The sequence below is a fragment of the Streptomyces sp. NPDC104761 genome (genome assembly GCF_055583445.1).
The window spans coordinates 22,216-48,483 of the sequence record NZ_JBVJNZ010000011.1 but is presented as its reverse complement, the minus strand read 5'-3'; the positions used below and the strand labels follow the sequence as shown (position 1 = coordinate 48,483).

Sequence of the window (26,268 nt, the reverse complement as noted above, 5' to 3'; positions counted from 1 at the left end):
CTGAAATACCCCGAGTCGAGTCGAGTCGTAATGCCCCTGGCGTGCGGCCGAGTTGGGGGTGCCGAAGCGAATGGGGCCGCACGTGTGTGACACGTAAGTAGCACAGATGGTTGTGCGGCTGCTGAGAGCGATTTACATCACGTCCGGATGGTGGACGACCGTGCCGCTTGCGTACGTGTTGTATCTAAGCTGTGGGCATGAGCCTGGCCGTCAAGCAGCCCCCCGCCGCCGACCGCGTCTACTCCCATGTCAAGCAAGGCGTCCTGGACCGCCACTACGAAGGTGGCACGCTCCTCACCGAGGGCGAGCTCGCCGAGGCCGTCGGAGTCTCCCGCACCCCGGTACGGGAAGCGCTGCTGCGTCTCGAGGTCGAGGGTCTCATCAAGCTCTACCCGAAGAAGGGCGCCATGGTGCTCCCGGTCTCCGCGCAGGAGATCGCGGACGTGGTGGAGACCCGGATGCTGGTCGAGGAGCACGCGGTGCGCAAGGCCGTACCGGCGTCGGCGGGGCTGGTGGCCCGGCTCCAGGAACTGCTCGACCGGCAGAAGGCCGAGGCAGCCGCGGGCGACCTGGCCGCCGCGGCCGTCACCGACCGCTGCTTCCACGCCGCGATCGTCCGCGACGGCGGCAACGAGATCCTCTCCCGCCTCTACGACCAGCTGCGCGACCGACAGCTGCGGATGGGCGTCGCGATCATGCATGCCCACCCCGACCGCATCGCCAAGTCGCTGACCGAGCACGAGGAGATCCTGGACGCGCTGCGCGCCGGGGACGCCGAGCGTGCGGTCGGCCTCGTGCACCGGCACGTCGACTGGTTCGCGCACCTGGCGCGGGGTGAGGTCCGATGAGCCGCGACAGCGTGTCGCTGCCCGGTGATCCGCCGGGCGGCCGCCGGGCCGTCGTGGTCTGGAGCACAGGCGTCTCGGTCTACTTCGTCGCCGTCATCTTCCGTACGTCCCTCGGGGTCGCCGGTCTCGACGCGGCCGACCGCTTCCATGTGGGTGCCTCGGCGCTGTCCACGTTCTCGATACTCCAGCTGCTGGTCTACGCCGGCATGCAGATACCCGTCGGCCTGCTGGTCGACCGTCTCGGCACGAAGAAGGTCCTGTCCATCGGCGCCGTGCTGTTCACCGCCGGGCAGCTGGGCTTCGCCTTCTCCCCGTCGTACGGCACCGCGCTCGCCTCGCGCGCGCTGCTCGGCTGTGGTGACGCGATGACCTTCATCAGCGTGCTGCGGCTCGGCACCCGCTGGTTCCCGGCCAGGCGCGGGCCGCTCGTCGCCCAGCTCGCCGGTCTCGTCGGCATGGCGGGCAACCTCGTCTCCACGCTGGTCCTGGCCCGGCTGCTGCACGGCATCGGCTGGACCCCCGCGTTCGCGGGTAGCGCGCTCGCCGGTGCGGTCGTGCTGGTCCTCGTCCTGTGCCTCCTGAAGGACCACCCCGAGGGGTACGAGCCGGAGCCGTTCCCGCACCAGGGGGCGGGGTACGTACGGAAGCAGATTGCCGCGTCCTGGCGGGAGCCGGGGACCCGGCTGGGGCTGTGGGTGCACTTCACCACCCAGTTCCCGGCGATGGTGTTCCTGCTGCTGTGGGGGCTGCCGTTCCTCGTCCAGGCACAGGGGCTGTCCCGCGCCACCGCCGGCGAACTGCTGACCCTGGTGGTCCTCTCCAACATGGTGATCGGCCTCGTCTACGGCCAGATCATCGCCCGTCACCACGCGGCGCGGCTGCCGCTGGTGCTGGGCACGGTCGGGGCGACGGCCGTGGTGTGGGCGGCGACGCTGGTGTATCCGGCCGACCGTGCGCCGATGTGGCTGCTGGTGGTGCTGTGCGCGGTGCTGGGCGCGTGCGGACCGGCGTCGATGATCGGCTTCGACTTCGCGCGGCCCGCCAACCCGCCCGAACGACAGGGGACCGCGTCCGGGATCACCAACATGGGTGGTTTCACGGCCTCGATGACGACGCTGTTCGCGGTGGGGGTGCTGCTGGATGCCACCGGTGACGACTACACGGTGGCCTTCTCCTGCGTGTTCGTGCTGCAGGCGCTGGGGGTGAGCCAGATCCTGCGGTTGCGGGGGCGGGCGGTCCGGCGGGAGCGGGAGCGGCTGGTGGCGAGCCGGGTGGAGACGGTGCACGTGCCTGCGTGATTCCTTCTCCCACCCGCGCACCCCCCGTTTGCGGTGGGCCGAGAGGCTGGGTGACCTGTGGGGGTCCTCGCCGGCGGCGGCTTTCCGTGCGTAGTCGCCTTCTATCCCACCCGCGCACCCCCCGTTTGCGGTGGGCCGAGAGGCTGGGCGACCTGGGGTGGCCCTCGCCGGCGGCGGCTTTCCGCGGGCCGGGTCAAGTCGTCGTCGGTACGAGGGTCAGGTAGGTCAGGCCCAGTACGCCGCGGTACGTCAGCCAGGCCGCGCGGTGGGTGTCCAGGCGGGACCGGGTCTCCGTCGCGAGGGGGTGGCTGGGGTTGGCTGCCAGCCATACCTCCGTGTCCGCCTGGTAGGCCGACTCGAACTCCTCCCACTCCTCAAGGCTCGCCGTCTCGATCCACTCCGGACGGAAGCCGGCGGCCACCGCGAGGTCGGTCAGGGTGGCCAGGTCGTGGTGGTCGGTGGCCGAGGCGCCCGGCCACATTCCGGCCAGCTCCGCCTCGGTCGGCGTGCGCTGCCAGAAGCCCTCGCCGAGCAGGACGCGCCCGCCGTCGGCCACCAGCCGCCGCAGCTCCCGCAGGGCCGGCCCGAGACCGTCGCCCAGCGCCTGGCTCGCCCCGAGGCACAGCACCACGTCGGCCGGGCCGCGCCGGGTGTCCACGGCGGACTCGCGGAGGAAGCTCACCCGTTCCGTGAGTCCCCGCGCCCTGGCGTTGCGCCGCCCGCGCCGTAGATCCTCCTCCCGCAGATCCACCCCGATCCCCTGTGCCTGGGGCAGGGAGTCCAGCAGGCGGAGCATCAACTCGCCCCAGCCGCAGCCGATGTCCAGCACGGTGGACGGCCGGGTCGCGGCGAGGCGCCGGACCATCCCGGTCGCGCGAGCCTCGGAGAGCGGGCCGTGGAAGGTGAGCCGGGTGAGCCGGGGCGGGAGGTCGTCATGCGGTGTGGAGGCGACTGTCATGGCGGGCACGGTAGATCCCGGGGGCCGGCCCGGAACACCGATTTACCGCGGCCCCCGCTACTGCGTGACCGCGAAGTGGCGCAGGATCGCCGCCGTCAGTTCCGGTTCGCCCTCCGCCTTCACCCGGTCCGCGACCGCGTCCGGGGTGGTGCGGCCGCAGGCCAGGCGGACGTAGGTCTCCCAGTCGAGGGTGAAGGTGGCGGCGGGACCGAGGGCGGGGGCGGTTTCGAGGGTGCCGCGGCCCTGGATGTCGACGCGGATGGTGCGCATGAACTCGACGGGGCCGTGCACGTCCAGGACGACCGCCGAACTGCGCGGGGCGTTCGCCTTCTCGGCGACGACGGCGGGCAGCTCGGCGAGCAGCACGTCACGGGCGATGTGGGCACCCGGGGAGTCGAGGTTGCCGGGGCGTCCGAGGGCGGCCCGCAGATCCTGCTCGTGCACCCACACGTTGAACGCGTGGCCGCGCATCGACTCCTCGAGGGTGAGCTCGCTGCCGAGCGGGCCGCGGACCTTGGCGCCCGGGTCCCGCGACTCGTTCCGCAGCTGGCGGTTGCGGCGGATGATCACGTACTCCAGCTCGGAGGTCATCTCCGGCGCGGTGTGGTGGCGGCGGACGTCGACCTGCATCTCCATGTAGCGCTGCTGGTCGTTGGTGACGTGGAAGAGGTCGCGCGGCAGGGTGTGGATGGGGCGCGGGTCGCCGAGCATCTCGCAGTCCAGGCCGATGACGTGGGAGACCACGTCCCGGACCGACCAGCCCGGGCACGGGGTCCGCCGGTTCCACTCGCCCTCGACGAGCGGCGTCACCAGCTCGGATATCGCTTCGATGGAGTGGGTCCAGGCGTCGGCGTAGGGCTGGAGGGTGGGATGCAGACTCACGGAACGGGACCCCTCGGCGGTCGGTACTCGGGCAGGTGATGGCGGCGCTGCCAGCGGGAGGTGGCTGCTGTCGGCGGGTGTCTTGAAACGCTAAGTTACGCTGCTGTGAGGCACCCCGGCAGTGCTTTCGTGTGACGATCGTAGGCCCGTGTGGACGGCTCGAATGCCAGGACGGTGGTAGTGTGCGCGCCTCGCTCATCCAGATCGACGTAAACGAGGGCGAATCGGTCGAATCTCGTCGGCAGCGCGTGACCGCACTGGTGCGCGAGCAGGCGGACGCCGATCTCGTCGTCCTGCCCGAGCTGTGGACGACGGGTGCGTTCGCCTACGAGGAGTTCGCCGCGCAGGCCGAGCCGCTCGAAGGCCCGACGTACGAGGCGATGGCGAAGGCGGCCAGCGAGGCGGGCGTCTGGCTGCACGCCGGCTCGATCCCCGAGCGGGCTCCAGCCGACAGCGGCTCCGCCGCGGAGGACGGCCCCCTCTACAACACGGCGCTCGTCTTCTCCCCCTCCGGTGAGCTGGCCGCGGCCTACCGCAAGATCCACCGCTTCGGCTTCGACAAGGGCGAGGCGGTGCTGATGGGCGCGGGACAGGAGCTGGTGACGGTCCGGCTGCCCGGGACCACACTCGGCCTGGCCACCTGCTACGACCTCCGTTTCCCCGAACTCTTCCGCGGACTCGTCGACGCCGGCGCCGAGACGCTGGTGGTCCCGGCGGGCTGGCCCGAGCGGCGACGCGCGCACTGGACGCTGCTGGCCCAGGCGCGGGCGGTCGAGAACCAGGCGTTCGTGCTCGCGTGTGGAACGGCCGGGACGCACGCCGGAGTTCCGCAGGCCGGTCACTCGATCGTGGTCGATCCGTGGGGCGAGGTGCTGGCCGAGGCGGGCACCGGCGAGGAGATCCTCACCGTCGATCTCGACCCGGCCAGGGTCGCCGCGACCCGCGAACAGTTCCCGGCCCTCAAGGACCGCCTCCTCGGCCTGGCCCCACCGCGCCACCGCTAGCCCTCTGGCCCCCTACTCCCCGTCCCGTTCCTTGTCGGCGAGGTGGATCACGCACACCGCCACCGCGATCAGCAGCGCCGGGTCCGCGTCGTCCCGTACGACGTCGACGCCGTAGGTCTCCCGCACGTGCAGCCAGCGCCGGGAGATCACGGCCAGCAGTTCGCCGTCGTACTCGACGGCGAACTCCCGGTCGAGGATCTTGCCGCTGACGTCGAGTTCGGTGCCGTCGACCAGGCGGACCCGGTAGTGGTTGCGCAGCAGCGACAGCCGCTTGCGCCTGATGGTCGCCAGGGGCTCGCCCTCGCGCTCGATCACCATCGTGTCGCGCAGGGCGAACATCTTCTGGTGGAAGTCGACGAGCACGCGCCCGTGCCGGTCCTTCAGCTCGAACGTGTCGCGCACCCGCATGGCCTTGCCGTCGACGAGGAAGACCTTGTCGCCGCGCTCGTCCTCGATCCAGTAGTCCTCACCGAAGCCGAGGAGCCGGTCGCGTACCAGGAATCTCATACCCGTACCCCTTCCCGCCCCGCCGGCCCGAAACGCCGCCGGTAGTCCGACGGGCTGAGTCCCGTCCCGCGCCGCAGGCGCGCCCGCAGGTTGGCCGCGGTGCCGAGCCCGCTGCGCGCCGCCACCACGTCCAGCCGTTCCTCCCCACGCTCGATCAGCCGGCAGGCGAGGGCCACCCGCTCCGCCGTCAGCCAGGCCAGCGGGGTGGTGCCCAGCTGCGCGCGGAACCGGCGGTACAGGGTGGCGGGGGAGACGGCGGCCCGCGCGGCGAGGTCCGTCACGGTCAGCGGCTGTCCGAGCCGCTCCTGCGCCCAGGCCAGCAGCGGGCCGAGCGATGCGTCCGGTACCTCGGGCACCGGCCGTTCCACGAACTGCCGCTGTCCGCCGTCCCGGTGCGAGGCGAACACCAGCCGTCGGGACACCGCGTTGGCGATCTCGGCGCCGTGGTCCTGCCGCCAGACGTGCAGCCCGAGGTCGAGCGCGGCCGCGCTGCCCGAGGCGGTGAGCAGGTCGCCGTCGTCGACGAAGAGCACGTCCGGCCGGAGCAGCACCCGGGGATGCAGTTCCCGGAAGGCGTCCGCCCAGCGCCAGTGCGTGGTGGCCGGCCGTCCGTCCAGCAGCCCGGCCTCGGCGAGCGCGAAGGTCCCGGTGCAGAAACTCACGATCCGTGCCCCACGCGCGTGTGCGCGCCGGACGGCGTCGAGAACGTCGGCACCGCGCGGTACGACGTTGTCGGGCCGTCCCGGTACGACGAGCGTGTCCGCCCCGTCCACGGCCTCCAGCCCCGCTACCCCACTGAGCGTGAAGAAGCCGTGGTTCATGCGCACCTCGGGCGTGGGCGCGCAGAGCGTCACCTCGTACGGCGGGACGGACATCCCCAGCTCGGGCCGCGGCAGCCCGAACAACTCGGTGGCGACCCCGACCTCGAACGGATTGGTGCCCGCGTCGACGATCACGGCCACCCGGTGAGTCGACCGTGTCGACTGAGAGGATCCTTGCGCCATATGCCATTTCTAGCACTCACGCAGACGTCGGCCGAAGCCTCAGGGTGGTTGCATGACCAGCGAACCCGTCTCCCTCGGCCACGCCCTCGCCTCCTTCGACGAGCTGTGGAGCCCCCGCATCGTCACCGCCGTCAACGACTACGACGTCCGCGTCGCCAAGGTCGAGGGCGAGCACCTCTGGCACGTGCACGACCACACCGACGAGTTCTTCCTGGTCCTGGAGGGCGAACTGCGCATCGCCCTGCGGGAGCCGGCCGGCGAGCGCACGGTCGTCCTCCCGAAGGGCGCGGTCTTCACCGTCCCCAGGGGCACCGAGCACAAGCCGCACGCGCGTGTGCCCACCGAGATCCTGCTCTTCGAGCCCACCGGAACCCTCACGGTGGGCGATCGGCACGACGAGGTTCCCGGGCACGTGGACGCGACGACCGGACACGTCCTCACCTGACCGGGCCGCGGACTCCGGCCGTGGAGCATCGGTGAGGAACAGCGCCGCGCGCGCTGTGGTTGGCTTGGACCATGGCGAAACGCGTACGTGTCCGGGCCCCCGAGCTGGTCGGCAAGGGCGGCTGGCTGAACACAGGTGACAAGCAGTACAACCTCGCTGACCTGCGAGGACGCATCGTCGTCCTGGACTTCTGGACCTTCTGCTGCATCAACTGCCTGCACGTCCTCGACGAGCTGCGTGAGCTGGAGGAGCGGCACCGGGACACCGTGGTGATCGTCGGGGTGCACTCGCCCAAGTTCGTCCACGAGGCCGAGCACCAGGCGGTCGTGGACGCCGTGGAGCGGTACGGCGTGGAGCACCCGGTCCTGGACGACCCGGAGCTCGCGACCTGGAAGCAGTACGCGGTCCGGGCCTGGCCGACGCTGGTCGTGATCGACCCGGAGGGGTACGTCGTCGCCCAGCACGCCGGCGAGGGGCACGCGCACGCCATCGCGCGGCTGGTCGAGGAGCTGGAGGCGGAGCACGAGGCGAAGGGCACCCTGCGCCGCGGCGACGGCCCGTACGTGGCGCCGGAGCCCGAGCCGACGGCCCTGCGTTTCCCCGGCAAGGCCCTGCTGCTGCCCTCGGGGAACTTCCTGGTCAGCGACACCACCCGGCACCAGTTGGTGGAGCTGGCCGAGGACGCGGAGACGGTCGTAAGGCGGATCGGCTCCGGCACGCGCGGTCTCACCGACGGCACGGGGGACACCGCCGCCTTCAACGAGCCGCAGGGCCTCGCGCTGCTCGACGACGGCTCGGTGGTCGTCGCGGACACGGTCAACCACGCGCTGCGCCGCCTCGACCCGGCCACGGGTGCGGTGAGCACGCTCGCCGGCACCGGCCGGCAGTGGTGGCAGGGCTCCCCGACCGCCGGCCCGGCCCGCGAGATCGACCTGTCCTCTCCCTGGGACGTGGCGGTCTTCGGCGGCAAGGTGTGGATCGCCATGGCCGGCGTTCACCAGCTGTGGACGTACGATCCCGAGACCAGGACGGTCGCGGTCGCCGCCGGTACCACCAACGAGGGGCTGGTCGACGGCCCGGCCGCCGAGGCGTGGTTCGCGCAGCCGTCCGGCCTCGCGGCCACCGCCGACCGGCTCTGGCTCGCCGACTCCGAGACCAGCGCCCTGCGCTGGGTCGATCCGGACGGACACGTCCACACGGCCGTCGGCACCGGCCTCTTCGACTTCGGTCACCGGGACGGCGCCGCCGGGCAGGCCCTCCTCCAGCACCCGCTGGGCGTCACGGCCCTGCCCGACGGCTCGGTCGCCGTGTCCGACACCTACAACCACGCGCTGCGCCGCTACGACCCGGCGACCGGCCAGGTCACCACCCTGGCGACGGACCTGCGGGAGCCCAGCGACGCGGTGCTGGCAGGCGACGAGATCGTGGTCGTCGAGTCGGCCCGGCACCGGCTGACCCGGCTGCGGCTGCCCGAGGAGGCGGTCCGGGTGGAGTCGGTCGCCCACCGCACCCAGCGCGCGGCGACCGAGGTCGCTCCGGGCAGGCTCCGGCTGGACGTCGTCTTCCAGGCCCCGGCCGGCCAGAAGCTGGACACCCGGTACGGTCCGTCGACCCGGCTCCTGGTCTCCTCGACCCCGCCGGAGCTGCTGCTCAAGGGCGACGGCGCCGACACCGACCTGTCGAGGGAGCTGGACCTGAACCCGGCCGTGCCGGAAGGCGTCCTGCACGTCTCGGCGATGGCCGCGTCCTGCGACGACGACCCGGCGAACCAGTACCCGGCCTGCCACGTGCACCAGCAGGACTGGGGGGTGCCGGTGCGGATCACGGAGGGTGGGGCGAGTCGTCTTCCGCTTGTCCTGGCCGGGATGGATCAGGACACCTAGGAACAGCGCCCCGAAAGGGGCGCTGGGGGTACCCCCGGCCGAAGGCTGGGGGAGGAACTGCGCGACCAGCCCCCACGCGCCCGCAGTCACCACACGAACGGACCGGCTACCGCCTCCGCGGGACCAGCTTGAACACCGCAACCCCGGCCGCCACCAGCGTCGTGGCCGCCACCACCCGGTCGTCCAGGTGCGGCAGCACCCAGGCGGTGGCCTGGTTGAGGGCACCGGCCTTCTTGTGGGTGTTGCCTCGGGTGGGCGGGTCTGTTCCCAGAGGCCGTCGATCGCGGCGGAGATACGTTCCTGCTCGTTGTGTGCCGGGATCAGGACGGCGAGCCCGGGCCTGTCGCCCGGTTCCTCGGGCGCGGCGTGGGCACGGCGCGTGGCGTGACGGCGCACGGCTCGGTACCCCCTGTCGTGAAGGCCTCGATGGGACCGGAAGGTGATCTTCCGGGCCAGCCCGTCAGTGATCAGAAGTCTTCACGAAATCCGTACAACTCCGGTAGCTGAAAGCCGTAACGGATTGCTCGCGTCTGTCTGTGATGACCCTGTGGGTGCCGCGATGTCCGTTACACGCCGTACCCGTCGCCATATCCGTCACGGTGGTGATGGTGCCGTTCCTCCTCGACCACTGTCGTCGGCGGCACCATGACGCGCCGTCGGCTCGCGATGCTGCTGAACGTGGCGACGCCGATGATGCCGACGGCCATCAGGATCAGTCCGACGACGTCGAGGTTGACGCCGTTCATGTGCCAGTCGGTCGCGAACGTGAGGATGGCCCCCACGGCTATGAGGATGATGCACCCGCCGAGCCCCATGAGCGTTGCCTCCCCTTCAGGTTCGGTGGTGGTTCCGGTCCACTCCGGGTACCCAGGGGCGGGCGGGACATGTGCACCTAGCCTTCCAGGAACGCCACCAGCGCGTTCGCCAGCAGGAACGGGTCGTCGGCGCCGCACAGTTCGCGTGCGCTGTGCATGGAGAGGATCGCCGCGCCGATGTCGACGGTCCGGATGCCGTGCCGGGCCGCGGTGATCGGGCCGATCGTGGTGCCGCAGGGCATCGAGTTGTTGGAGACGAAGGTCTGGAACGGGACCCCGGCCTTCTCGCAGGCGGCGGCGAACACCGACCGGCCCGAACCGTCCGTGGCGTAGCGGTTGTTGACGTTGACCTTGAGGATCGGGCCGCCGTTGAGGCGGGGGTGGTGGGTCGGGTCGTGCCGCTCCGCGTAGTTGGGGTGGACGGCGTGACCGGTGTCGGAGGAGAGGCAGACGGTGCCCGCGAAGGCTCTCGCCCGGTCCTCGTACGACCCGCCGCGCGCCAGCACCGAGCGCTCCAGCACGCTGCCGAGCAGCGGGCCGTCCGCGCCCGTGTCGGACTGGGAGCCGGTCTCCTCGTGGTCGAAGGCGGCGAGGACGGGGATGCAGGGCAGTTCGGCGCCGCCCGTCGCCACGGCCGCCAGCGCCGCCGTACCGGCGTGCACGGAGAGCAGGTTGTCCATCCGGGGACCGGCCAGCATGTCGTGGTCGCGGCCCAGGTAGGCGGGCGGTTCGACGGTGTAGGTCATCAGGTCCCAGCCGGTGACCGAGCCGGCCGGCAGGCCCGACTCCTGCTCCAGGAAGGCGATCAGGTCGCCGTCGCGGACGTCGTCGCCGAGGCCCCAGACGGGCTGGAGGTGGCGCTGCTTGTCGAGCTTGAGACCCTCGCCGCTGACCGAACGGTCGAGGTGGATGGCGAGTTGGGGCACCCGCAGCAGCGGCCGGTCCACGTCGACGAGGCGGGTGGAGCCGTCGCGCAGGCTGAGCCGGCCGGCCAGGCCCAGGTCCCGGTCGAGCCAGGAGTTCATGAGCGGTCCGCCGTAGATCTCCACGGCGACCTGGCGGAAGCCGTGCGCCCCGCTGTCCGGGCGGGGCTTGACCCGCAGGTTGGGGGAGTCGGTGTGGGCGCCGACGATCCGGAACGGCGTGTGGGGCGCGGCGCCCTCCGGGACGTACCAGGCGATGATCGCGCCGCCGCGCAGCACGAACTTGCCACCGGCGGTGCCGTCCCAGGCGTCCGTCTCGGCGACCTGCCGGAAACCGGCCTTCTCCAGCCGTGCGCCGGCGCTCGCCACGGCGTGGTACGGCGTGGGGCCGGCCGCGAGGAAGGACATCAGGTCGTCGGTGTGGCCGCGATCGAAGCGGGAGGGTTCGCTCATGTGCTTCACCTTAACGACGTACGGTGGCCCGCTCCCCCGGAGAGGGAGCGGGCCACCGCGGCGGACCGGGTCGGCCGGGAGGGTCAGAAGGCGGCCTCGTCCAGCTCCATCAGGTCGAGGTCGACGTCGGCCGCGACCTTGCGGGCCAGGGTGACGCCCGGGAGCACGTTGGCCGCGAAGAACTTCGCCGCCGCGATCTTGCCGGTGTAGAAGGCCTTGTCCTTGCTGGACGCCGTCTCCAGCTTCTCGGCGGCGATCGCGGCGCCCTTGAGCAGCAGGTAGCCGACGATCACGTCACCGGAGGCGAGCAGCAGGCGGGTGGTGTTGAGGCCCACCTTGTAGATGTTCTTGACGTCCTGCTCGGTGGCCGCGAGGTCGGTCAGCATGAGGCCGACGATCGCCTCCAGCTCGACGGCGGCCTTCGCGAGGTGCTCGCGGGCGCCTGCCAGCTCCTCGCCGCCGGTGCCCAGCGCGAGGAACTTCTTGATGTCCTCGGCGAGGGAGTTCAGCGCCGCGCCCTGGTTGCGGACGATCTTCCGGAAGAAGAAGTCCTGGCCCTGGATGGCGGTGGTGCCCTCGTACAGGGTGTCGATCTTGGCGTCGCGGATGTACTGCTCGATCGGGTACTCCTGGAGGAACCCGGAGCCGCCGAAGGTCTGCAGCGACTGCGCGAGCTGCTCGTAGCCCTTCTCGGAGCCGTAGCCCTTGACGATCGGCAGGAGCAGGTCGTTGAGCGCGTGCTCGGCCTTCGGGTCCTCGCCGTTCGCCTCCTTGACGGCGATGGCGTCCTGGATCGAGGCGGTGTAGAGGACCAGGGCGCGCATGCCCTCGGCGTACGCCTTCTGCGTCATCAGCGAGCGGCGGACGTCGGGGTGGTGGGTGATGGTGACCTTGGGCGCGGTCTTGTCCATGAAGTTCGCCAGGTCCGGACCCTGGACGCGCTCCTTGGCGTACTCCAGCGCGTTCAGGTAGCCGGTGGACAGCGTGGAGATGGCCTTCGTGCCGACCATCATGCGGGCGAACTCGATGATCCGGAACATCTGGCGGATGCCGTCGTGCTTGTCGCCGATCAGCCAGCCCTTCGCCGGGTGGCGGTCGCCGAAGGTCATCTCGCAGGTGTTGGAGGCCTTCAGGCCCATCTTGTGCTCGACGTTCGTCGCGTAGACGCCGTTGCGCTCGCCCAGCTCGCCGGTCTCGAAGTCGAACAGGTACTTCGGGACGAGGAAGAGGGACAGGCCCTTGGTGCCGGGGCCGGCGCCCTCGGGACGGGCGAGGACGTAGTGGAGGATGTTCTCCTCCATGTCGTGCTCACCCGAGGTGATGAAGCGCTTCACGCCCTCGATGTGCCAGGAGCCGTCCTCCTGCTGGACCGCCTTGGTACGGCCGGCGCCGACGTCCGAACCCGCGTCGGGCTCGGTGAGCACCATGGTCGAACCCCAGGTGCGGTCCACGGCGATCTGCGCCCACTTCTTCTGCTCCTCGGTGCCCTCCTCGAAGAGGATGCGCGCGAACGCCGGACCGGAGGAGTACATCCACACGGCCGGGTTGGCGCCGAGGATCAGCTCCGCGTACGACCAGATCAGCGACGGGGGAGCGGTCGTGCCGCCGATCTCCTCCGGCAGGCCGAGGCGCCAGTACTCGGAGTCCATGAAGGCCTTGTAGCTCTTCTTGAAGGAGGCCGGGACCGGGGCGGTGTTGGTCTCCGGGTCGAAGACCGGGGGGTTGCGGTCGGCGTCGGCGAAGGACTCCGCGAGCTCGTTCTCGGCGAGCCGGGTCAGCTCCTCCAGGACGCTCTTCGCGGTGTCCGTGTCCATCTCGGCGAACGGGCCGGTGCCGTACAGCTTGTCGCGCCCGAGCACTTCGAACAGGTTGAATTCGATGTCGCGGAGATTGGACTTGTAGTGCCCCATGGTGACGGCTCCGTATCCGGATCGGCGAGGCACTGAATCCTCGCGCAAGCTTTCACATACCAACGAGTAGCTCCGATGATGCTACCCGTCGGTAATAAGACGCAACCCCCATCGGGTGAAGTGTGAGAAGGGTCTACCTTCTCGCGGACGCCGCGTGTCTCGGTAGGCTTGCGCGCATGTATGGATACGGCCAGCCCATGGACGGTGGGGCCGCGCAGCAGCAGTACGCCCAGCCGCAGCAGCAGATGCCGGGCGGCCTCGGCGGCTACGGCCAGCAGGCGCCGCTCTATCCCGAGCCGTCCCCGCCGTCCCTCGCGGACGCGGTCCGTGCCTTCACCACGGGTCAGGTGACCGCGGAGGACTTCCAGCAGGTCTTCGCCACGTCCAAGGTGTACTGCCCGCGCGGCGACAACCCCGGGTTCCTGGCCCTGCACAACACCCAGCAGCCGGTGATCCCGATGTTCACCTCGCTGAAGGAACTGCGCCGGTATGCGGGCAAGGAGTCCAAGTACTTCGTGATCACCGGCGCGGAGGTGATCGACCTCCTCCCGACCGGCTACGGCTTCGTCCTGGACATGGAGGGCGAGCACCGGATGGTCTTCGACGCCAAGGCGGTCGAGCAGATGGTGGAGTTCGCGATGCGGCGGATGTACGGCTAGCGCTTCGCCGACAGGGCCGCGATGGGCGGTCGGTTGTCTGCGGCGCCGTCGTGGCTGGTCGCGCAGTTCCTCGCGCCCCTGACGGGGCGCTGTCCTTCTGTCCTCTGGAAACTCACCCCCTGTTTGTCACAGCCATGCCATAGGCTGCCCCTGGCAGCCGCGCCCCGTGTGCAACCGCTCTTGTGCGGTCGTGTCCGGGCGCCGCGCGGCGCTCTCATCCGCCCGGCGAACCCGGGTTCTCACTGGGGGTTTCATCACTGTGCGCATGCGCAGCACTTCGGTCGCGACGGCGCTCGCGGTCGTCTTCAGCTCGGCGGCGCTGAGCGTCGTGGCGGCCGGGACCGCCTCGGCCGCCGGCACCACCGTCACCAACATCGGCGGGTTCGTCGTGGACGGCCCGCTCCAGCGGGTGTTCGTCGGCGACGCGGCCAACGGCCGGATCCTCGCCTCCGACTACAACGGCACCCTCGTCGACTCGAACGCCGGCCTGGGCAGCGTCAGCGACCTGGCCCTGTCGGACGACGGCAGCACCCTGTACGCGGCCCTGCCCAACACTCACCAGATCCTCGCCCTGGACCCGGCCACGCTGGACGTGAAGGCGACGTACAGCATCCCGACCGACACCGGCCCCCGCCACCTCGCCTTCACCGGCGGCAAGGCGTGGTTCTCGTACGGCGACCAGTGGGACGGCGACATCGGCTCCATCGACCCGTCGGTGGACCCGGCGGGCGGGACCGACCCGGTGGCGATGGCGCAGTTCCCGACCGAGGGCACCTCGGTCGGCCTCTGGGGCCAGGCGCTGCTGGACACCGACCCCAACCGGCCGGGCGTGCTGGCCGTCGGCCAGACCGGCATCTCCACCGACTCCATGGCCGTCCTCGACGTGTCGGGCGCGGCCCCCAAGGCCACCGCCTGGTACTTCGGCGACTACACCCTGAACAACGGCATCGCGGACATCGACCTCGTCCCCGGCGCCGACCAGGTGCTGGTCAACGGCACCGACCGGGACGCGTGGGCGGACGGCAAGTTCAGCAAGGCCGGCTCCTACCCCGGAGCGTGGGGCGCCGACATCGCGCCGAACGGACTGGTCGCCCAGTTCAACGCCGGCAAGGTCGCGGTCTACCGGCCCGACGCCACCACGCCGCTGCGCACCTACTCCGCCGGCTCCGCCGACTACGCCGCCGGAAACCTGCGCTGGGCACCGGACTCCTCGCGGATCTTCGCGCTGGTCCCGAACGGCGGCAGCAGCTTTACGCTCAAGGCCCTGACCCAGCCCACGCTCAACGTGCCGACGCTCACGGTCAACGCCCCGAGCTCGGCGCCTCGCGCCAAGAAGCTCACCGTCACCGGAAAGCTCTCGGCGACGGTCCCGCTGCCCGCCGGCGCCAAGCTCTCCGTGACCCGTACCGACATCGAGAGCCCCAGCGGGAAGGCGCTCGCCGCCGTCACCGTCAAGGCGGACGGCACGTACTCCTTCGCCGACACCCCGCCGGCCGGCGGCACGGTCACCTACAAGGTGACCTACGCGGGCGACGCCGGCCACACCACGGCCACCGCCTCCGACAAGGTCGCGGTCTCGCGCGCGGGCACGAGCCTGAGCCTGAACAACAACGGCAAGCTGTACAACTACGGCACCGACGTGAAGTTCACCGCGCACCTGGGGACGACGTACAAGAACCGCACGGTCAAGATCTACGCGGACCCCTTCGGCGGTGACAAGGGCAAGAAGCTGATCAAGAGCGGCAAGGTGGACTCCCACGGGAACATCGCCGCCTGGGTGGACATGACCCGGGACACGGCCGTCTCCGCGGTCTTCGACGGCGACGCGCGCTACGCGCCCAAGACCGTCAAGGCCACGGCCTACGCGCGGGTCAAGATCTCCACCTCGCTCTCCAAGTACTACAAGACGGCGAAGATCGGTTCGACGTCGTACCGCTGGTTCCACAAGAACACCGGCCCGGTGTTCAACACGACCATGACCTACTACCCGGGCCGTGAGCACCGCCTGGACCTGGAGATCTACTACCAGGGGAAGTGGTACCAGACGGACTCCGAGTACTTCAGGCTCGGCACGAACGGCAAGACGGCCGTGCAGTTCGACGCCCCCGGCGAGTCCGGCATCCGGGCGCGGATGCGGTCGGTGTACGTCAACGGCTCGTCCGGCGACACCGTGAACTCCACGACCTACGGTGCGTGGAACTACCTCTACTTCAGCAACTGATCCACTGATCGGGGAACGACCGGGCCCGGAGGGAATGTCCTCCGGGCCTTCTCCGTTAGGGGTGGCAGAAAGTTCAACGCTCAACTAAACTGGGCGCACAAGGAGGAGCCAACATGCCTGCAGTGACCGTCGAGAACCCGCTCACCCTGCCTCGGGTGGCCGCACCGGCCGACGCCGTGGCCCGTCCCGTGCTCGCCGTCACGACCGCGCCGAGCGGTTTCGAGGGCGAGGGTTTCCCGGTGCGCCGGGCGTTCGCGGGGATCAACTACCGCCACCTCGACCCGTTCATCATGATGGACCAGATGGGTGAGGTGGAGTACGCGCCGGGCGAGCCCAAGGGCACCCCCTGGCACCCGCACCGCGGTTTCGAGACCGTCACCTACATCATCGACGGCGTCTTCGACCACCAGGACAGCCAGGGTGGCGGCGGCACCATCACCAACGGCGACACCCAGTGGATGACGGCCGGCTCCGGCCTCCTCCACATCGAGGCTCCGCCGGAGTCCCTCGTCGTGTCCGGCGGCCTCTTCCACGGCCTCCAGCTGTGGGTGAACCTCCCCGCCAAGGACAAGATGATGGCGCCGAGGTACCAGGACATCCGCGGCGGCCAGGTGCAGCTGCTGACCACCCCCGACGGCGGTGCGCTGCTGCGCGTCATCGCGGGCGAGCTGGACGGCCACGCCGGTCCCGGCATCACCCACACCCCGATCACGATGATCCACGCGACCGTCGCCCCCGGCGCCGAGGTCACCCTGCCCTGGCGCGAGGACTTCAACGGCCTCGCCTACGTGCTGGCCGGCAAGGGCTCGGTGGGCGCCGAGCGCCGCCCGATCCACCTGGGTCAGACGGCCGTCTTCGGCGCGGGCTCCTCCCTCACCGTCCGCGCGGACGAGAAGCAGGACTCGCACACGCCGGACCTGGAGGTCGTGCTGCTCGGCGGCGAGCCGATCCGTGAGCCGATGGCCCACTACGGCCCGTTCGTCATGAACACCAAGGACGAGCTCATGCAGGCCTTCGAGGACTTCCAGAAGGGCCGCCTGGGCACGATCCCGGCGGTACACGGGATGACGGAGACGGGCCCGCAGGCGTAGGCAGGCAAGCCGACCGGGAGACCTGCCGCGACCAAGCGCCAGGCCTCCCGCCCTCGCCCGCACCGTCCCACCCCCGGGTCCCCTCTGCCCCTCCTTCCGCCCAGGCCTCTTCGTCGCCGGAGTCACCCCGGTCCTTTTCCTACGGTGGCGCCCGCCTCTTCATCGACCGAGTCACCTCCGCCCCTTTCCTTTCGACCTCGCCTCTTCATCGACCGAGTCGGGTGGTGGGTGGGCGCAGGTTTCGGGGGTTCAGGGGGCGGAGCCCCCTGGTACGGCGGCCAAAGGTGCGTTCACCCGGCAGGAGGTGTACGGCGGGGCATGCACCGGCCTCGCATGGTCCGCTAGGACTCGTGCAGCTGTTGCCCGAGCCCGTGCGCCGTTTCGCCGCGTGGTGTGCCGTGCTGCTGCTGGCCGCCGGGGTCGGCTACGTCGGCATCCGGCTCTGCTCGGAGTTCCGCACCGCGGTGACCCCGGTCCTGCTCGCCCTGCTCGGCACCGCCCTGCTCGGCCCGCTGTACCGGCGGCTCGTACAGATCGGCGTGCACCGCTCCCTCGCCGCCGGACTCACCTGCGTCGCGGTCGTCGCCGTCGCGGGCGGTGCCGTCTACATCGTGGTCGCGGCCCTCGTCGACACCGGCGACCAGATCGTCGCCTCCCTCAAGCAGGCCGCGACATCCCTCGCCCAGCACTTCGGCGCCGCCGGGACCTCGGTCGGCGACCTGGCCGGCAGCGCCAGAAACCTGCTCGCCAAGTTCGGCGGCACCGCCGCCTCCAACGTCATCAGCGGTGTCAGCGTGGTCGGCGAGGGCATCGCCATGGCCGTCCTCGCGCTGCTCCTCGTCTTCTTCTTCCTGCGCGACTCGGACCGGTTCGTCGGCACGATCAGGGCCGTCGCACCCGGCGCCAGCGCCGACATGGTCGAGGCCATGGCCCGCAGGGCCTTCGAGGGCATCGAGGGGTTCATGCGCGGCACCACCGTCATCGCCTTCATCGACGCCGTCTGCATCACCGTCGGCCTGCTGGTCCTGCGCGTACCGGGAGCCGTCGGGCTCGGCGCCCTCGTCCTCGTCGGCGCCTACATCCCCTACCTCGGCGCCTTCATCTCCGGCGCGGTCGCCGTCCTGGTCGCCCTCGCCGACCGCGGCTTCGTCATCGCGCTGTGGGCGCTGGGCGTCGTACTCGCCGTGCAGGTACTGGAGGGGCACGTGCTGCAGCCCATGATCCAGAGCCGGACCGTGCAGATGCATCCGGCGGTGGTGATGGTGACGATCACGGCCGGAGCCTCCGTCGCCGGGATCCTGGGCATGCTGCTGGCCGTACCGCTCACCGCGGCCGCCTTCGGGGTCGTCCACGAACTGCACGCCCGCTACGCCGCGGGCTGAGCCGCGGCCGGCCAGGGCACGCCCCCCGCTAGGACGCGCCGCCCTCGTACAGCTCGAACCAGGTGCTCTTGCCCTGCCCGCGCGGGTCGACGCCCCAGGCGTCCGCCAGGATCTCGATCAGGACCAGGCCGCGGCCGGAGGAGGCCAGTTCGCCGGGCCGGCGCTTGTGCGGGAGGTCGTCGCCGGCGTCCGTCACCTCGACCCGCAGCCGCCGTTCGGGGGCCTGGCCGGCGACCTCGGCGAGCAGCAGAGCGTCCGCGTCGGTGTGGACGAGGACGTTCGTGAGCATCTCGGAGACCAGCAGCACCGCCGAGTCCACCTGGTCGGGCGAGCTCCAGTCGTGCAGCAGTTCGCGCACGTGCTGGCGGGCCTCCGCGACCCGCTCGGGCTCGTCCTGGGCCACCGACATCAGGGTGCGGCGGACCCGCGGCCGTACGGCCAGCGGCTCGTCACCGCGGCCGCCGCCCGGCCGGGACAGCAGCAGCACCGCTATGTCGTCCTCGCGGCGGTCGGCCAGCGGCCCTGTGGTGTGGTGCGAGGAGGGCCCGTGCACGGCCTGGACCAGGCTGTCGGCCAGTTTCTCCAGTTCGCCGTCGCCGTGCTCCTCCATGATCGCCCGGATCCGCTGCCAGCCGCTCTCCATGTCGTGGCCGCCGGTCTCGATCAGCCCGTCGGTGCAGATCATCATGGTCTCGCCGGGTTCGAGGGTGAACCGCGTGGTCGGGTAGTCGGCGTCCGGGTCGATGCCGAGCGGCAGCCCGCCCGCCGTCGGCCGCCCCAGCACCGTGCCGTCGGCCATCCGGATCGCCGGGTCGAGATGGCCCGCACGGGCGATCTCCAGCATCCCGGTCGCCGGATCCGCCTCGACGTACAGGCAGGTCGCGAAGCGCAGGTCGGCGTCGTCCTCGGCGTCGGTGATCCCGTGCAGGAAGCGGGAGGCCCGGGAGAGCACCGCGTCGGGGCGGTGGCCCTCGGAGGCGTAGGCGCGCAGCGCGATCCGCAACTGGCCCATCAGGCCCGCGGCCCGTACGTCATGGCCCTGGACGTCGCCGATGACCAGGGCGTGCCGGCCGGACGGCAGCGGGATCATGTCGTACCAGTCGCCGCCGACCTGGAGCCCGCCGCCGGTCGGTATGTAGCGGGCGGCCGTGTCCATGCCGGGTATCTCGGGACCCAGCGTCGGCAGCATGGAGCGCTGCAGGCCGTCCGTCAGCTCCCGCTCCGAGTCGGCGATGCCGGCCCGGGACAGCGCCTGCGCCAGCATCCGGGCCACCGTGGTGAGCACGGACCGCTCGTCGGGGGTGAAGGACACCTGGTAGGTGAAGCCCGCCATCCAGGCGCCCATGGTCCGCCCGGCCACCGTCAGCGGCAGGAAGGCCCAGGACTGCCGGCCGAAGCGCTCGGCCAGCGGCCAGGTCACCGGGTAGCGGGACCTGTACTGCTCGGCGGAGGAGAGGTAGACGGCCCGGCCGGTCCGGACCACCTCGGCCGCCGGGTAGTCCGTGTCCAGCGGCATGCTGCTGAAGGGGCTGTCCTCGTCGATCTGCTGGCCGTGGTGGCCGATCATCATCAGCCGGTCGCCCTTGACCCCGAAGACGACCAGCCCGTCCGGGGAGAACCCGGGCATCGACAGGCCCGCGGCGACCCGCAGCACCTCCTCCGTGGACCGCGCCTCCGCCAGCGCCCGGCCCGCGTCCAGCAGGAACGCCTCCCGGGAGCGCCGCCAGTCGCCGGTGACCGGATGCTGCACGGCGGTGCCGGGGGACGGTTCGGAGACCTCCTGGATGGTGCCGGTCACCCGGTACACGCGCTCCTCGGAGTCGTACACCGGTCGAAAACGGCTGCGTACGGTCCGGATCAGCCGGCCCTGCTCGTCCATGACCCGCAGCCGGACCTCCCCGAGGGTGCCCTCGACGGCGGCCAGCCGGGTGATGCTGGTGTTCTCGTTCCAGTCCACGGGGTGGAAACGGGACCGGACCAGGGCCTCCGACAGGACGGACGGTTCTGCAGGCAGCCCGATCAGCCGGGCCGCCTCCGCGTCCGCGGTGACCAGCCCGGTGGCGGTGTCCCAGTGCCACAGCCCGGTCGCGAGGGCGGCGAGGACGTCCTCCACGGCGGGCAGGGGCTCGCCAGTTCGCATTGCCCCACTTTAAGAAGATGAGATCGCGGAGTGCCACTGTTTCAGGGCCGCATTAATGGTGGGGAGCCGATCTTTGGGTGCCCGGTACCCTTGATGGGTCCGGGCCCCGTGCCCGTCCCGGTCGAGGAGAGCACCTCGGCAGACCACGAAGACGAAGAAGAGGAACACCCGACGATGCATCGGTACAGGTCCCACACCTGCGGCCAGCTCCGCGCCTCTGACGTCGGCACCGACGTCCGGCTGAGTGGCTGGCTGCACAATCGGCGCGACCTGGGCGGCATCCTCTTCATCGATCTGCGCGACCACTACGGCATCACGCAGCTCGTCGCCCGCCCCGGCACCGCCGCGTACGAGGCCCTGGACAAGCTCTCCAAGGAGTCCACGGTCCGCGTCGACGGCCGCGTTGTTTCACGTGGAACCGAGAACATCAACGCCGACCTGCCCACCGGCGAGGTCGAGGTCGAGGTCGGCGAGGTCGAGCTGCTCGGCGCGGCTGCCCCGCTGCCGTTCACGATCAACACCGAGGACGGGGTCAACGAGGAGCGGCGCCTGGAGTACCGCTTCCTGGACCTGCGCCGTGAGCGCATGCACCGCAACATCATGCTGCGCACGGCCGTGATCTCCGCCATGCGCCACAAGATGGTCGCCCTCGGCTTCAACGAGATGGCCACCCCGATCCTCACCGCGACCTCCCCCGAGGGCGCGCGTGACTTCGTGGTCCCCTCCCGCCTGCACCCGGGTAAGTTCTACGCCCTGCCGCAGGCCCCGCAGCAGTTCAAGCAGCTGCTGATGATCTCCGGCTTCGACCGCTACTTCCAGATCGCGCCCTGCTTCCGCGACGAGGACGCCCGCGCCGACCGCTCGCCGGGCGAGTTCTACCAGCTCGACGTCGAGATGAGCTTCGTCGAGCAGGAGGACGTCTTCCGACCCATCGAGCAGCTCATGACCGAGCTGTTCGAGGAGTTCGGCAACGGCCGCCACGTCACCTCGCCCTTCCCGCGGATCCCGTTCCGCGAGGCGATGCTGAAGTACGGCTCCGACAAGCCGGACCTCCGGGCCCAGCTGGAGCTCGTCGACATCACCGACATCTTCGAGGGCTCGGAGTTCAAGGCCTTCGCCGGCAAGCACGTGCGCGCGCTGCCGGTCCCGGCGGTCCAGGACCAGCCCCGCAAGTTCTTCGACCAGCTCGGCGACTACGCGGTCTCGCAGGGCGCCAAGGGCCTGGCCTGGGTCCGCGTCGGCGAGGACGGCTCGCTGACCGGCCCGATCGCCAAGTTCCTCACCGAGGACAACGTCGCCGAGCTCACCAAGCGGCTTCAGCTGGCCGCCGGGCACGCCGTCTTCTTCGGCGCGGGCGAGTTCGACGAGGTCTCCAAGATCATGGGCGCGGTCCGGGTCGAGGCGGCCAAGCGCTCCGGGCACTTCGAGGAGAACGTCTTCCGGTTCTGCTGGATCGTCGACTTCCCGATGTTCGAGAAGGACGAGGACACCGGGAAGATCGACTTCTCGCACAACCCGTTCTCCATGCCCCAGGGCGGCATGGAGGCCCTGGAGACCCAGGACCCGCTGGACATCCTCGCCTGGCAGTACGACATCGTCTGCAACGGCGTCGAGCTGTCCTCCGGCGCCATCCGGAACCACGAGCCCGACATCATGCTCAAGGCCTTCGGTATCGCGGGCTACGACGAGGAGACCGTCGAGCGCGAGTTCGCCGGCATGCTCCGCGCGTTCCGCTTCGGCGCCCCCCCGCACGGCGGCATCGCCCCGGGCGTCGACCGCATCGTGATGCTCCTCGCCGACGAGCCCAACATCCGCGAGACCATCGCCTTCCCGCTCAACGGCAACGCCCAGGACCTGATGATGGGCGCCCCGACCGAGCTGGAGGAGAGCCGCCTGCGCGAGCTGCACCTCTCCATCCGGAAGCCGCAGCCGAAGTAAGCAGGCACGCAGGCAGGCAGAACCAGCACAGCTGAGGGAAAGGCTCGAAACCGGCGTCGGTTTCGAGCCTTTCGCCTGTGCGGAGCGCATTCACAGCTCTCTCCGATGTTCGCACCGCGCCGGTCGTGTCTACGGTCCCTGACCATGACAGACACCCGCATCCCCACAGATGCCCAATCTCCGGACGAGAGAAGGAAGGTGGCCCGCCGTACGGTCCTGGCGGGGGGGAGCGTGGCCGTCACCGCGGTGGGCGTCGGCAGCGCCTTCGCGGCGACCGACGGCACCACCGCCGCGGCGACCGGTTCCGGAACCGAGGCCTCGCCCTCAGCCTCGGAAGGCGCCTGCTACAGGCTCACCTCCGAGCTTGTCGAGGGCCCGTACTACATCGACGCCGACAAGCTCCGCCAGGACGTCACCGAGGACCAGGAGGGCATCCCCCTGCACCTCACCCTCACGGTGATCGACGCGGAGACCTGCAGGCACGCTCAGGAACGCGGCCGTGGACATCTGGCACTGCAACGCGTCCGGCGTCTACTCCGGGTACCAGGCCGTGGGCAGCGGCGGCGGTGGCGGCGGCACCCCGCCGACCGGCACCCCCACCGACGCACCGACCGGCACCCCCACCGGGCCCCCGCCCGGCGGTGGCGGCGGCCACCAGGAGCCGACCGACGACACGCGCTACCTGCGCGGCACCTGGCACACGGACCGGCACGGGCAGGTCGCCTTCAGGACCGTCTTCCCCGGCTGGTACCAGGGCCGGTGCGTCCACATCCACGTCAAGGTGCACGTGGACGGCGAGTGGACGGACGCCGGCTACGAAGGCGGCCACACCTGCCACACCGGCCAGCTCTTCTTCGACGAGAAGTCGGTCCTGCTGTCGGCCGCCGTGGAGCCGTACGCGAGCAACACCACCACCCGCACCACCCTCGACGAGGACACCATCTACCCGGGCAACGGCCACGCCGGCGGCCTGCTCCACCTCGGCTACGACCGCCACCACATCGCTCGCGGTGTCCGCGCCCACCTGACCCTGGGCGTCGAACCGGACGAGACGAACAACGGCTGACACCGGCGGGGCACGAGTGAGACCGCCCTCGCCGGGTACGTCGGAGCGGGGCGGTCCGAGGGGCGGCCGGCAGCAGGACCTGCCCGCACGGTGTCAGGTGTCGTACCGGCCGTCCCAGGGATCGCCGAAGCCCAGGTGGTCCGGGTAGAGCTCGGCCCATCCGCCGTCCTCGTCGTCCTTCGCCACCAGGCCGAAGAACACGCCGTCCACCCTGAGCTGGAACGGGCGTATCGCGATGTCCGTGTACGTCCGCCTCGGCAGGCTGCGCAGCATGCCCGCCAGGTGGGCGCGGGCCCGTGCCAGCACGGAGTCGGTGCCGTCCGGGTCGAGCTGCTGCTCGGCCCAGCTGCCCGCGCACCAGATCTGCGAGTCGCGGTAGGTGCCCTCGGCGTCGAAGAGATGCAGCACCGAGTAGAGCCGTTTGCGCTCCTCCCAGCCCTCGTCGAGCCGGAACCCCTCGGGGAACGCGTAGGTGACCGACGCCAGGAACTGGCCGCCGGTGTAGTGACCGATGGCCTCGGTACGGCCATGGGGCTCGTAGGCGATCGGGATGAGATCTGGGATTGCCATGGCGAAACCATACGGATGTGTGGTGGACATGCGGTTGTCGGGGCGTCGGTGAACGGCTGCCCGGGTCAACTTTCGCCGCCCTCTTCCGGGATGGGCACCACACCGCCGAAAAATTCACGGCAACCTTTCCGATCTCCACAACCACAGGGGAGTGAAGCCCGCCCCCGCGGGCCCCATCCCGCACTTCGGAAGTAGACGCCAACACCGACGACAGCGGGAAGAAGCTGACCTGCGCGGACTACGCGGCCGGCACGGGGTACTCACTGTCCGCCCACCTGAAGGCGTTCGACCCGTCGGTGTACGGCCGTTCCAGGCTGCCCTCCGGCTGGACGCCGACCCTGGCGGCGGGGCTGGAGAGCAGCGCGAAGAACCTGCCGGCGGAGCTGGCGAGGAGGGCAGGGGCGGGGGTGCTGACCGCGAGCTGAGAGAGGGAGACCGCGACGGGGCGGCCCCGGGCCGGCGGGAGGGGCGCTCCTGCCGGCCCTTCGGGCGGGGTGGGCCTGGGGTTATGCGGCGGGCTCGCCGCCGAAGCGGGTCTTGTACGTCTCCAGGTCCTCGTCCGTGAGCTTCGCGAACAGGACCGGGGGAACGGTGAAGGGCGTGCCGGCCGGGACGGCGGTCAGTGCCTTCGCCTCGTCGGCGGTGACCCAGGTGGCGGTGTCGTCGGCGAGGGCGAACGCCTCGCGCATCGTCTTCGCCGTCGCCGGGATGAAGGGCTCCGAGACCACCGCGTAGAGGTGGATCAGGTTCATCGCCGTGCGCAGGGTGAGGGCCGCGCCGTCCTTGTCCGTCTTGATCTCCAGCCAGGGGGCCTTCTCCTCCAGGTAGGAGTTGCCGGCCGACCACAGGGCGCGCAGGGCCGCGGCGGCCTTGCGGAACTGGAGGGACTCCATGTGGGACTCGTACTCGGCGAGCAGCGCGGCGATCTCCTCGCCGAGCTTCGCCTCCGCCTCGCCGGGGGTGCCGCCGGCCGGGACGTCGTCGCCGAAGCGCTTCCTCGAGAACGACAGGACGCGGTTGACGAAGTTGCCGAGGGTGTCGGCCAGGTCCTTGTTCACCGTCGCCGTGAAGTGCTCCCAGGTGAAGGACGAGTCGTCCGACTCGGGGGCGTTGGCGATGAGGAAGTAGCGCCAGTAGTCGGCGGGGAGGATGTCGAGGGCCTGGTCGGTGAAGACGCCGCGCTTCTGCGAGGTGGAGAACTTGCCGCCGTAGTAGGTCAGCCAGTTGAAGGCCTTGACGTAGTCGACCTTCTTCCACGGCTCGCGGACGCCGAGTTCGGTGGCCGGGAACATCACCGTGTGGAAGGGGACGTTGTCCTTCGCCATGAACTCCGTGTACCGGACGTCGGTGTCGACGTCGTACCACCAGGACTTCCAGTCGCGGTTCTCCGGGTCCTGGTCGGCCCACTCCTTCGTCGCGCCGATGTACTCGATCGGGGCGTCGAACCAGACGTAGAAGACCTTGCCCTCGGCCGCCAGCTCCGGCCAGGTGTCGGCCGGGACGGGCACGCCCCAGTCCAGGTCGCGGGTGATCGCACGGTCGTGCAGGCCCTCGGTCAGCCACTTGTGGGCGATCGAGGAGGCCAGCTGCGGCCAGTCCTTGTCGTGCTTCGAGACCCACTCGCGGACCTCGTTCTCCAGCTTGGACTGGAGCAGGAAGAGGTGCTTGGTCTCGCGGATCTCCAGGTCGGTGGAGCCGGAGATCGCCGAGCGCGGGTTGATCAGGTCGGTCGGGTCCAGGACGCGGGTGCAGTTCTCGCACTGGTCGCCGCGGGCCTTGTCGTAGCCGCAGTGCGGGCAGGTGCCCTCGACGTAGCGGTCCGGCAGGAAACGGCCGTCGACCGGGGAGTACACCTGGCGGATCGACCGCTCCTCGATGAAGCCGTTCTCGTTCAGGCGGCGGGCGAAGTGCTGGGTGATGTCGCGGTTCTCGGGGGAGGAGCTCCGGCCGAAGTAGTCGAACGCGAGTGCGAAGCCGTCGTAGACCGCCTTCTGCGCGTCGTGCGCCTGGGCGCAGAACTCGTCCACCGGGAGGCCCTGCTCCTTCGCGGCGAGCTCGGCGGGGGTGCCGTGCTCGTCCGTGGCGCAGATGTACAGGACGTCGTGGCCGCGCTGGCGGAGGTACCGGGAGTACACGTCCGCCGGGAGCATGGACCCCACCATGTTGCCCAGGTGCTTGATCCCGTTGATGTACGGAAGGGCGCTGGTGATGAGGTGTCGAGCCATCGGGGGCTGCTCCCAGGTCGGTCTGTTGCTGTTATTGCGAACCTTG

At 70.6% G+C, this 26,268-nt stretch carries 21 protein-coding genes and 1 pseudogene; 12 read left to right on the top strand and 10 right to left on the bottom strand.

Features of this window, described 5'->3' with window-relative positions; all coding sequences use genetic code 11:
• Nucleotides 1-197: 197 nt before the first annotated feature.
• Entirely contained in the window at nucleotides 198-848 is a 651-nt protein-coding gene (locus ACZ63F_RS27610) for a GntR family transcriptional regulator (protein ID WP_382725302.1), read from the top strand.
• Nucleotides 845-2,146 (top strand): MFS transporter, encoded by a 1,302-nt coding sequence (locus tag ACZ63F_RS27605; RefSeq protein WP_469714648.1) that lies wholly within the window; start codon nucleotides 845-847, stop codon nucleotides 2,144-2,146. Before ACZ63F_RS27610 ends, ACZ63F_RS27605 begins: the two co-directional genes overlap by 4 nt.
• A gap of 193 nt (nucleotides 2,147-2,339) precedes the next feature.
• Here ACZ63F_RS27605 and ACZ63F_RS27600 read toward each other — a convergent pair whose 3' ends face one another.
• On the bottom strand, nucleotides 2,340-3,104 hold the full coding sequence (locus ACZ63F_RS27600; protein WP_469714644.1) for an SAM-dependent methyltransferase: 765 nt from the start codon (nucleotides 3,102-3,104) through the stop codon (nucleotides 2,340-2,342).
• Between the two features lie 57 nt (nucleotides 3,105-3,161).
• A complete protein-coding gene (locus ACZ63F_RS27595) occupies nucleotides 3,162-3,986 on the bottom strand; it encodes a maleylpyruvate isomerase family mycothiol-dependent enzyme (RefSeq protein WP_469714642.1) in 825 nt (274 codons plus the stop codon).
• 182 nt (nucleotides 3,987-4,168) lie between these two features.
• Here ACZ63F_RS27595 and ACZ63F_RS27590 point away from each other — a divergent pair, with 182 nt between their 5' ends.
• Nucleotides 4,169-4,990, top strand: a complete 822-nt coding sequence (locus ACZ63F_RS27590) for a carbon-nitrogen family hydrolase (protein ID WP_469714640.1) — start codon at nucleotides 4,169-4,171, stop codon at nucleotides 4,988-4,990.
• Between the two features lie 12 nt (nucleotides 4,991-5,002).
• Here ACZ63F_RS27590 and ACZ63F_RS27585 read toward each other — a convergent pair whose 3' ends face one another.
• Entirely contained in the window at nucleotides 5,003-5,497 is a 495-nt protein-coding gene (locus ACZ63F_RS27585) for an LURP-one-related/scramblase family protein (RefSeq protein ID WP_469714638.1), read from the bottom strand.
• Entirely contained in the window at nucleotides 5,494-6,501 is a 1,008-nt protein-coding gene (locus ACZ63F_RS27580) for a GlxA family transcriptional regulator (RefSeq protein ID WP_469714636.1), read from the bottom strand. The genes ACZ63F_RS27585 and ACZ63F_RS27580 overlap by 4 nt, the downstream gene beginning before the upstream one ends.
• Nucleotides 6,502-6,553: 52 nt before the next feature.
• Between ACZ63F_RS27580 and ACZ63F_RS27575 the strand changes: the two genes are divergently transcribed.
• Both ACZ63F_RS27575 and ACZ63F_RS27570 read left to right on the top strand, forming a co-directional pair.
• Nucleotides 6,554-6,946, top strand: coding sequence for a cupin domain-containing protein (locus tag ACZ63F_RS27575; RefSeq protein ID WP_469714634.1), 393 nt, complete (start codon nucleotides 6,554-6,556; stop codon nucleotides 6,944-6,946).
• A 71-nt stretch (nucleotides 6,947-7,017) separates the two neighbouring features.
• Nucleotides 7,018-8,829 carry an NHL domain-containing thioredoxin family protein gene (locus tag ACZ63F_RS27570; RefSeq protein ID WP_469714632.1) on the top strand — a complete coding sequence of 604 codons (1,812 nt, stop codon included), beginning with the start codon at nucleotides 7,018-7,020 and terminating at the stop codon, nucleotides 8,827-8,829.
• 566 nt (nucleotides 8,830-9,395) lie between these two features.
• On the opposite strand, the gene ACZ63F_RS27565 is transcribed toward ACZ63F_RS27570, so the two are convergent.
• The 3 genes from ACZ63F_RS27565 to ACZ63F_RS27555 form a co-directional block, all read right to left on the bottom strand.
• Nucleotides 9,396-9,644, bottom strand: coding sequence for a DUF6458 family protein (locus ACZ63F_RS27565; protein ID WP_352355642.1), 249 nt, complete (start codon nucleotides 9,642-9,644; stop codon nucleotides 9,396-9,398).
• Nucleotides 9,645-9,721: 77 nt separating this feature from the next.
• On the bottom strand, nucleotides 9,722-11,020 hold the full coding sequence (locus ACZ63F_RS27560) for a M18 family aminopeptidase (protein ID WP_469714630.1): 1,299 nt from the start codon (nucleotides 11,018-11,020) through the stop codon (nucleotides 9,722-9,724).
• 83 nt (nucleotides 11,021-11,103) lie between these two features.
• Complete coding sequence (locus tag ACZ63F_RS27555) at nucleotides 11,104-12,930, bottom strand: acyl-CoA dehydrogenase (protein WP_469714628.1); 1,827 nt, start codon at nucleotides 12,928-12,930, stop codon at nucleotides 11,104-11,106.
• Nucleotides 12,931-13,106: 176 nt separating this feature from the next.
• Here ACZ63F_RS27555 and ACZ63F_RS27550 point away from each other — a divergent pair, with 176 nt between their 5' ends.
• The 4 genes from ACZ63F_RS27550 (at nucleotide 13,107) to ACZ63F_RS27535 (ending at nucleotide 18,283) form a co-directional block, all read left to right on the top strand.
• Complete coding sequence (locus tag ACZ63F_RS27550) at nucleotides 13,107-13,589, top strand: SseB family protein (protein WP_093500683.1); 483 nt, start codon at nucleotides 13,107-13,109, stop codon at nucleotides 13,587-13,589.
• 265 nt (nucleotides 13,590-13,854) lie between these two features.
• Nucleotides 13,855-15,810 carry a YncE family protein gene (locus ACZ63F_RS27545; protein WP_469714626.1) on the top strand — a complete coding sequence of 652 codons (1,956 nt, stop codon included), beginning with the start codon at nucleotides 13,855-13,857 and terminating at the stop codon, nucleotides 15,808-15,810.
• Nucleotides 15,811-15,923: 113 nt separating this feature from the next.
• Complete coding sequence (locus ACZ63F_RS27540; protein ID WP_351956720.1) at nucleotides 15,924-16,901, top strand: pirin family protein; 978 nt, start codon at nucleotides 15,924-15,926, stop codon at nucleotides 16,899-16,901.
• A gap of 350 nt (nucleotides 16,902-17,251) precedes the next feature.
• Nucleotides 17,252-18,283: an AI-2E family transporter gene (locus ACZ63F_RS27535; RefSeq protein WP_469714622.1), complete on the top strand. Its 1,032-nt coding sequence runs from the start codon at nucleotides 17,252-17,254 to the stop codon at nucleotides 18,281-18,283.
• A 28-nt stretch (nucleotides 18,284-18,311) separates the two neighbouring features.
• On the opposite strand, the gene ACZ63F_RS27530 is transcribed toward ACZ63F_RS27535, so the two are convergent.
• A complete protein-coding gene (locus ACZ63F_RS27530; RefSeq protein ID WP_469714619.1) occupies nucleotides 18,312-20,423 on the bottom strand; it encodes a SpoIIE family protein phosphatase in 2,112 nt (703 codons plus the stop codon).
• A gap of 174 nt (nucleotides 20,424-20,597) precedes the next feature.
• Here ACZ63F_RS27530 and aspS point away from each other — a divergent pair, with 174 nt between their 5' ends.
• Both aspS and ACZ63F_RS27520 read left to right on the top strand, forming a co-directional pair.
• The gene (gene aspS / locus ACZ63F_RS27525) at nucleotides 20,598-22,361 is read left to right on the top strand and encodes an aspartate--tRNA ligase (RefSeq protein WP_469714617.1); all 1,764 of its coding nucleotides are present in this window, start codon (nucleotides 20,598-20,600) and stop codon (nucleotides 22,359-22,361) included.
• A 144-nt stretch (nucleotides 22,362-22,505) separates the two neighbouring features.
• Nucleotides 22,506-23,427 (top strand): annotated as a pseudogene (locus tag ACZ63F_RS27520) (intradiol ring-cleavage dioxygenase).
• A 93-nt stretch (nucleotides 23,428-23,520) separates the two neighbouring features.
• Here the strand turns inward: ACZ63F_RS27520 and ACZ63F_RS27515 are convergent.
• On the bottom strand, nucleotides 23,521-23,997 hold the full coding sequence (locus ACZ63F_RS27515) for a hypothetical protein (protein ID WP_469714615.1): 477 nt from the start codon (nucleotides 23,995-23,997) through the stop codon (nucleotides 23,521-23,523).
• Nucleotides 23,998-24,293: 296 nt separating this feature from the next.
• Here ACZ63F_RS27515 and ACZ63F_RS27510 point away from each other — a divergent pair, with 296 nt between their 5' ends.
• Nucleotides 24,294-24,422, top strand: coding sequence for a hypothetical protein (locus ACZ63F_RS27510; RefSeq protein ID WP_469714613.1), 129 nt, complete (start codon nucleotides 24,294-24,296; stop codon nucleotides 24,420-24,422).
• Between the two features lie 81 nt (nucleotides 24,423-24,503).
• Here the strand turns inward: ACZ63F_RS27510 and metG are convergent, their stop codons facing one another.
• Nucleotides 24,504-26,222: a methionine--tRNA ligase gene (gene metG, locus ACZ63F_RS27505; RefSeq protein ID WP_469714610.1), complete on the bottom strand. Its 1,719-nt coding sequence runs from the start codon at nucleotides 26,220-26,222 to the stop codon at nucleotides 24,504-24,506.
• Between the last annotated feature and the right edge of the window lie 46 nt (nucleotides 26,223-26,268).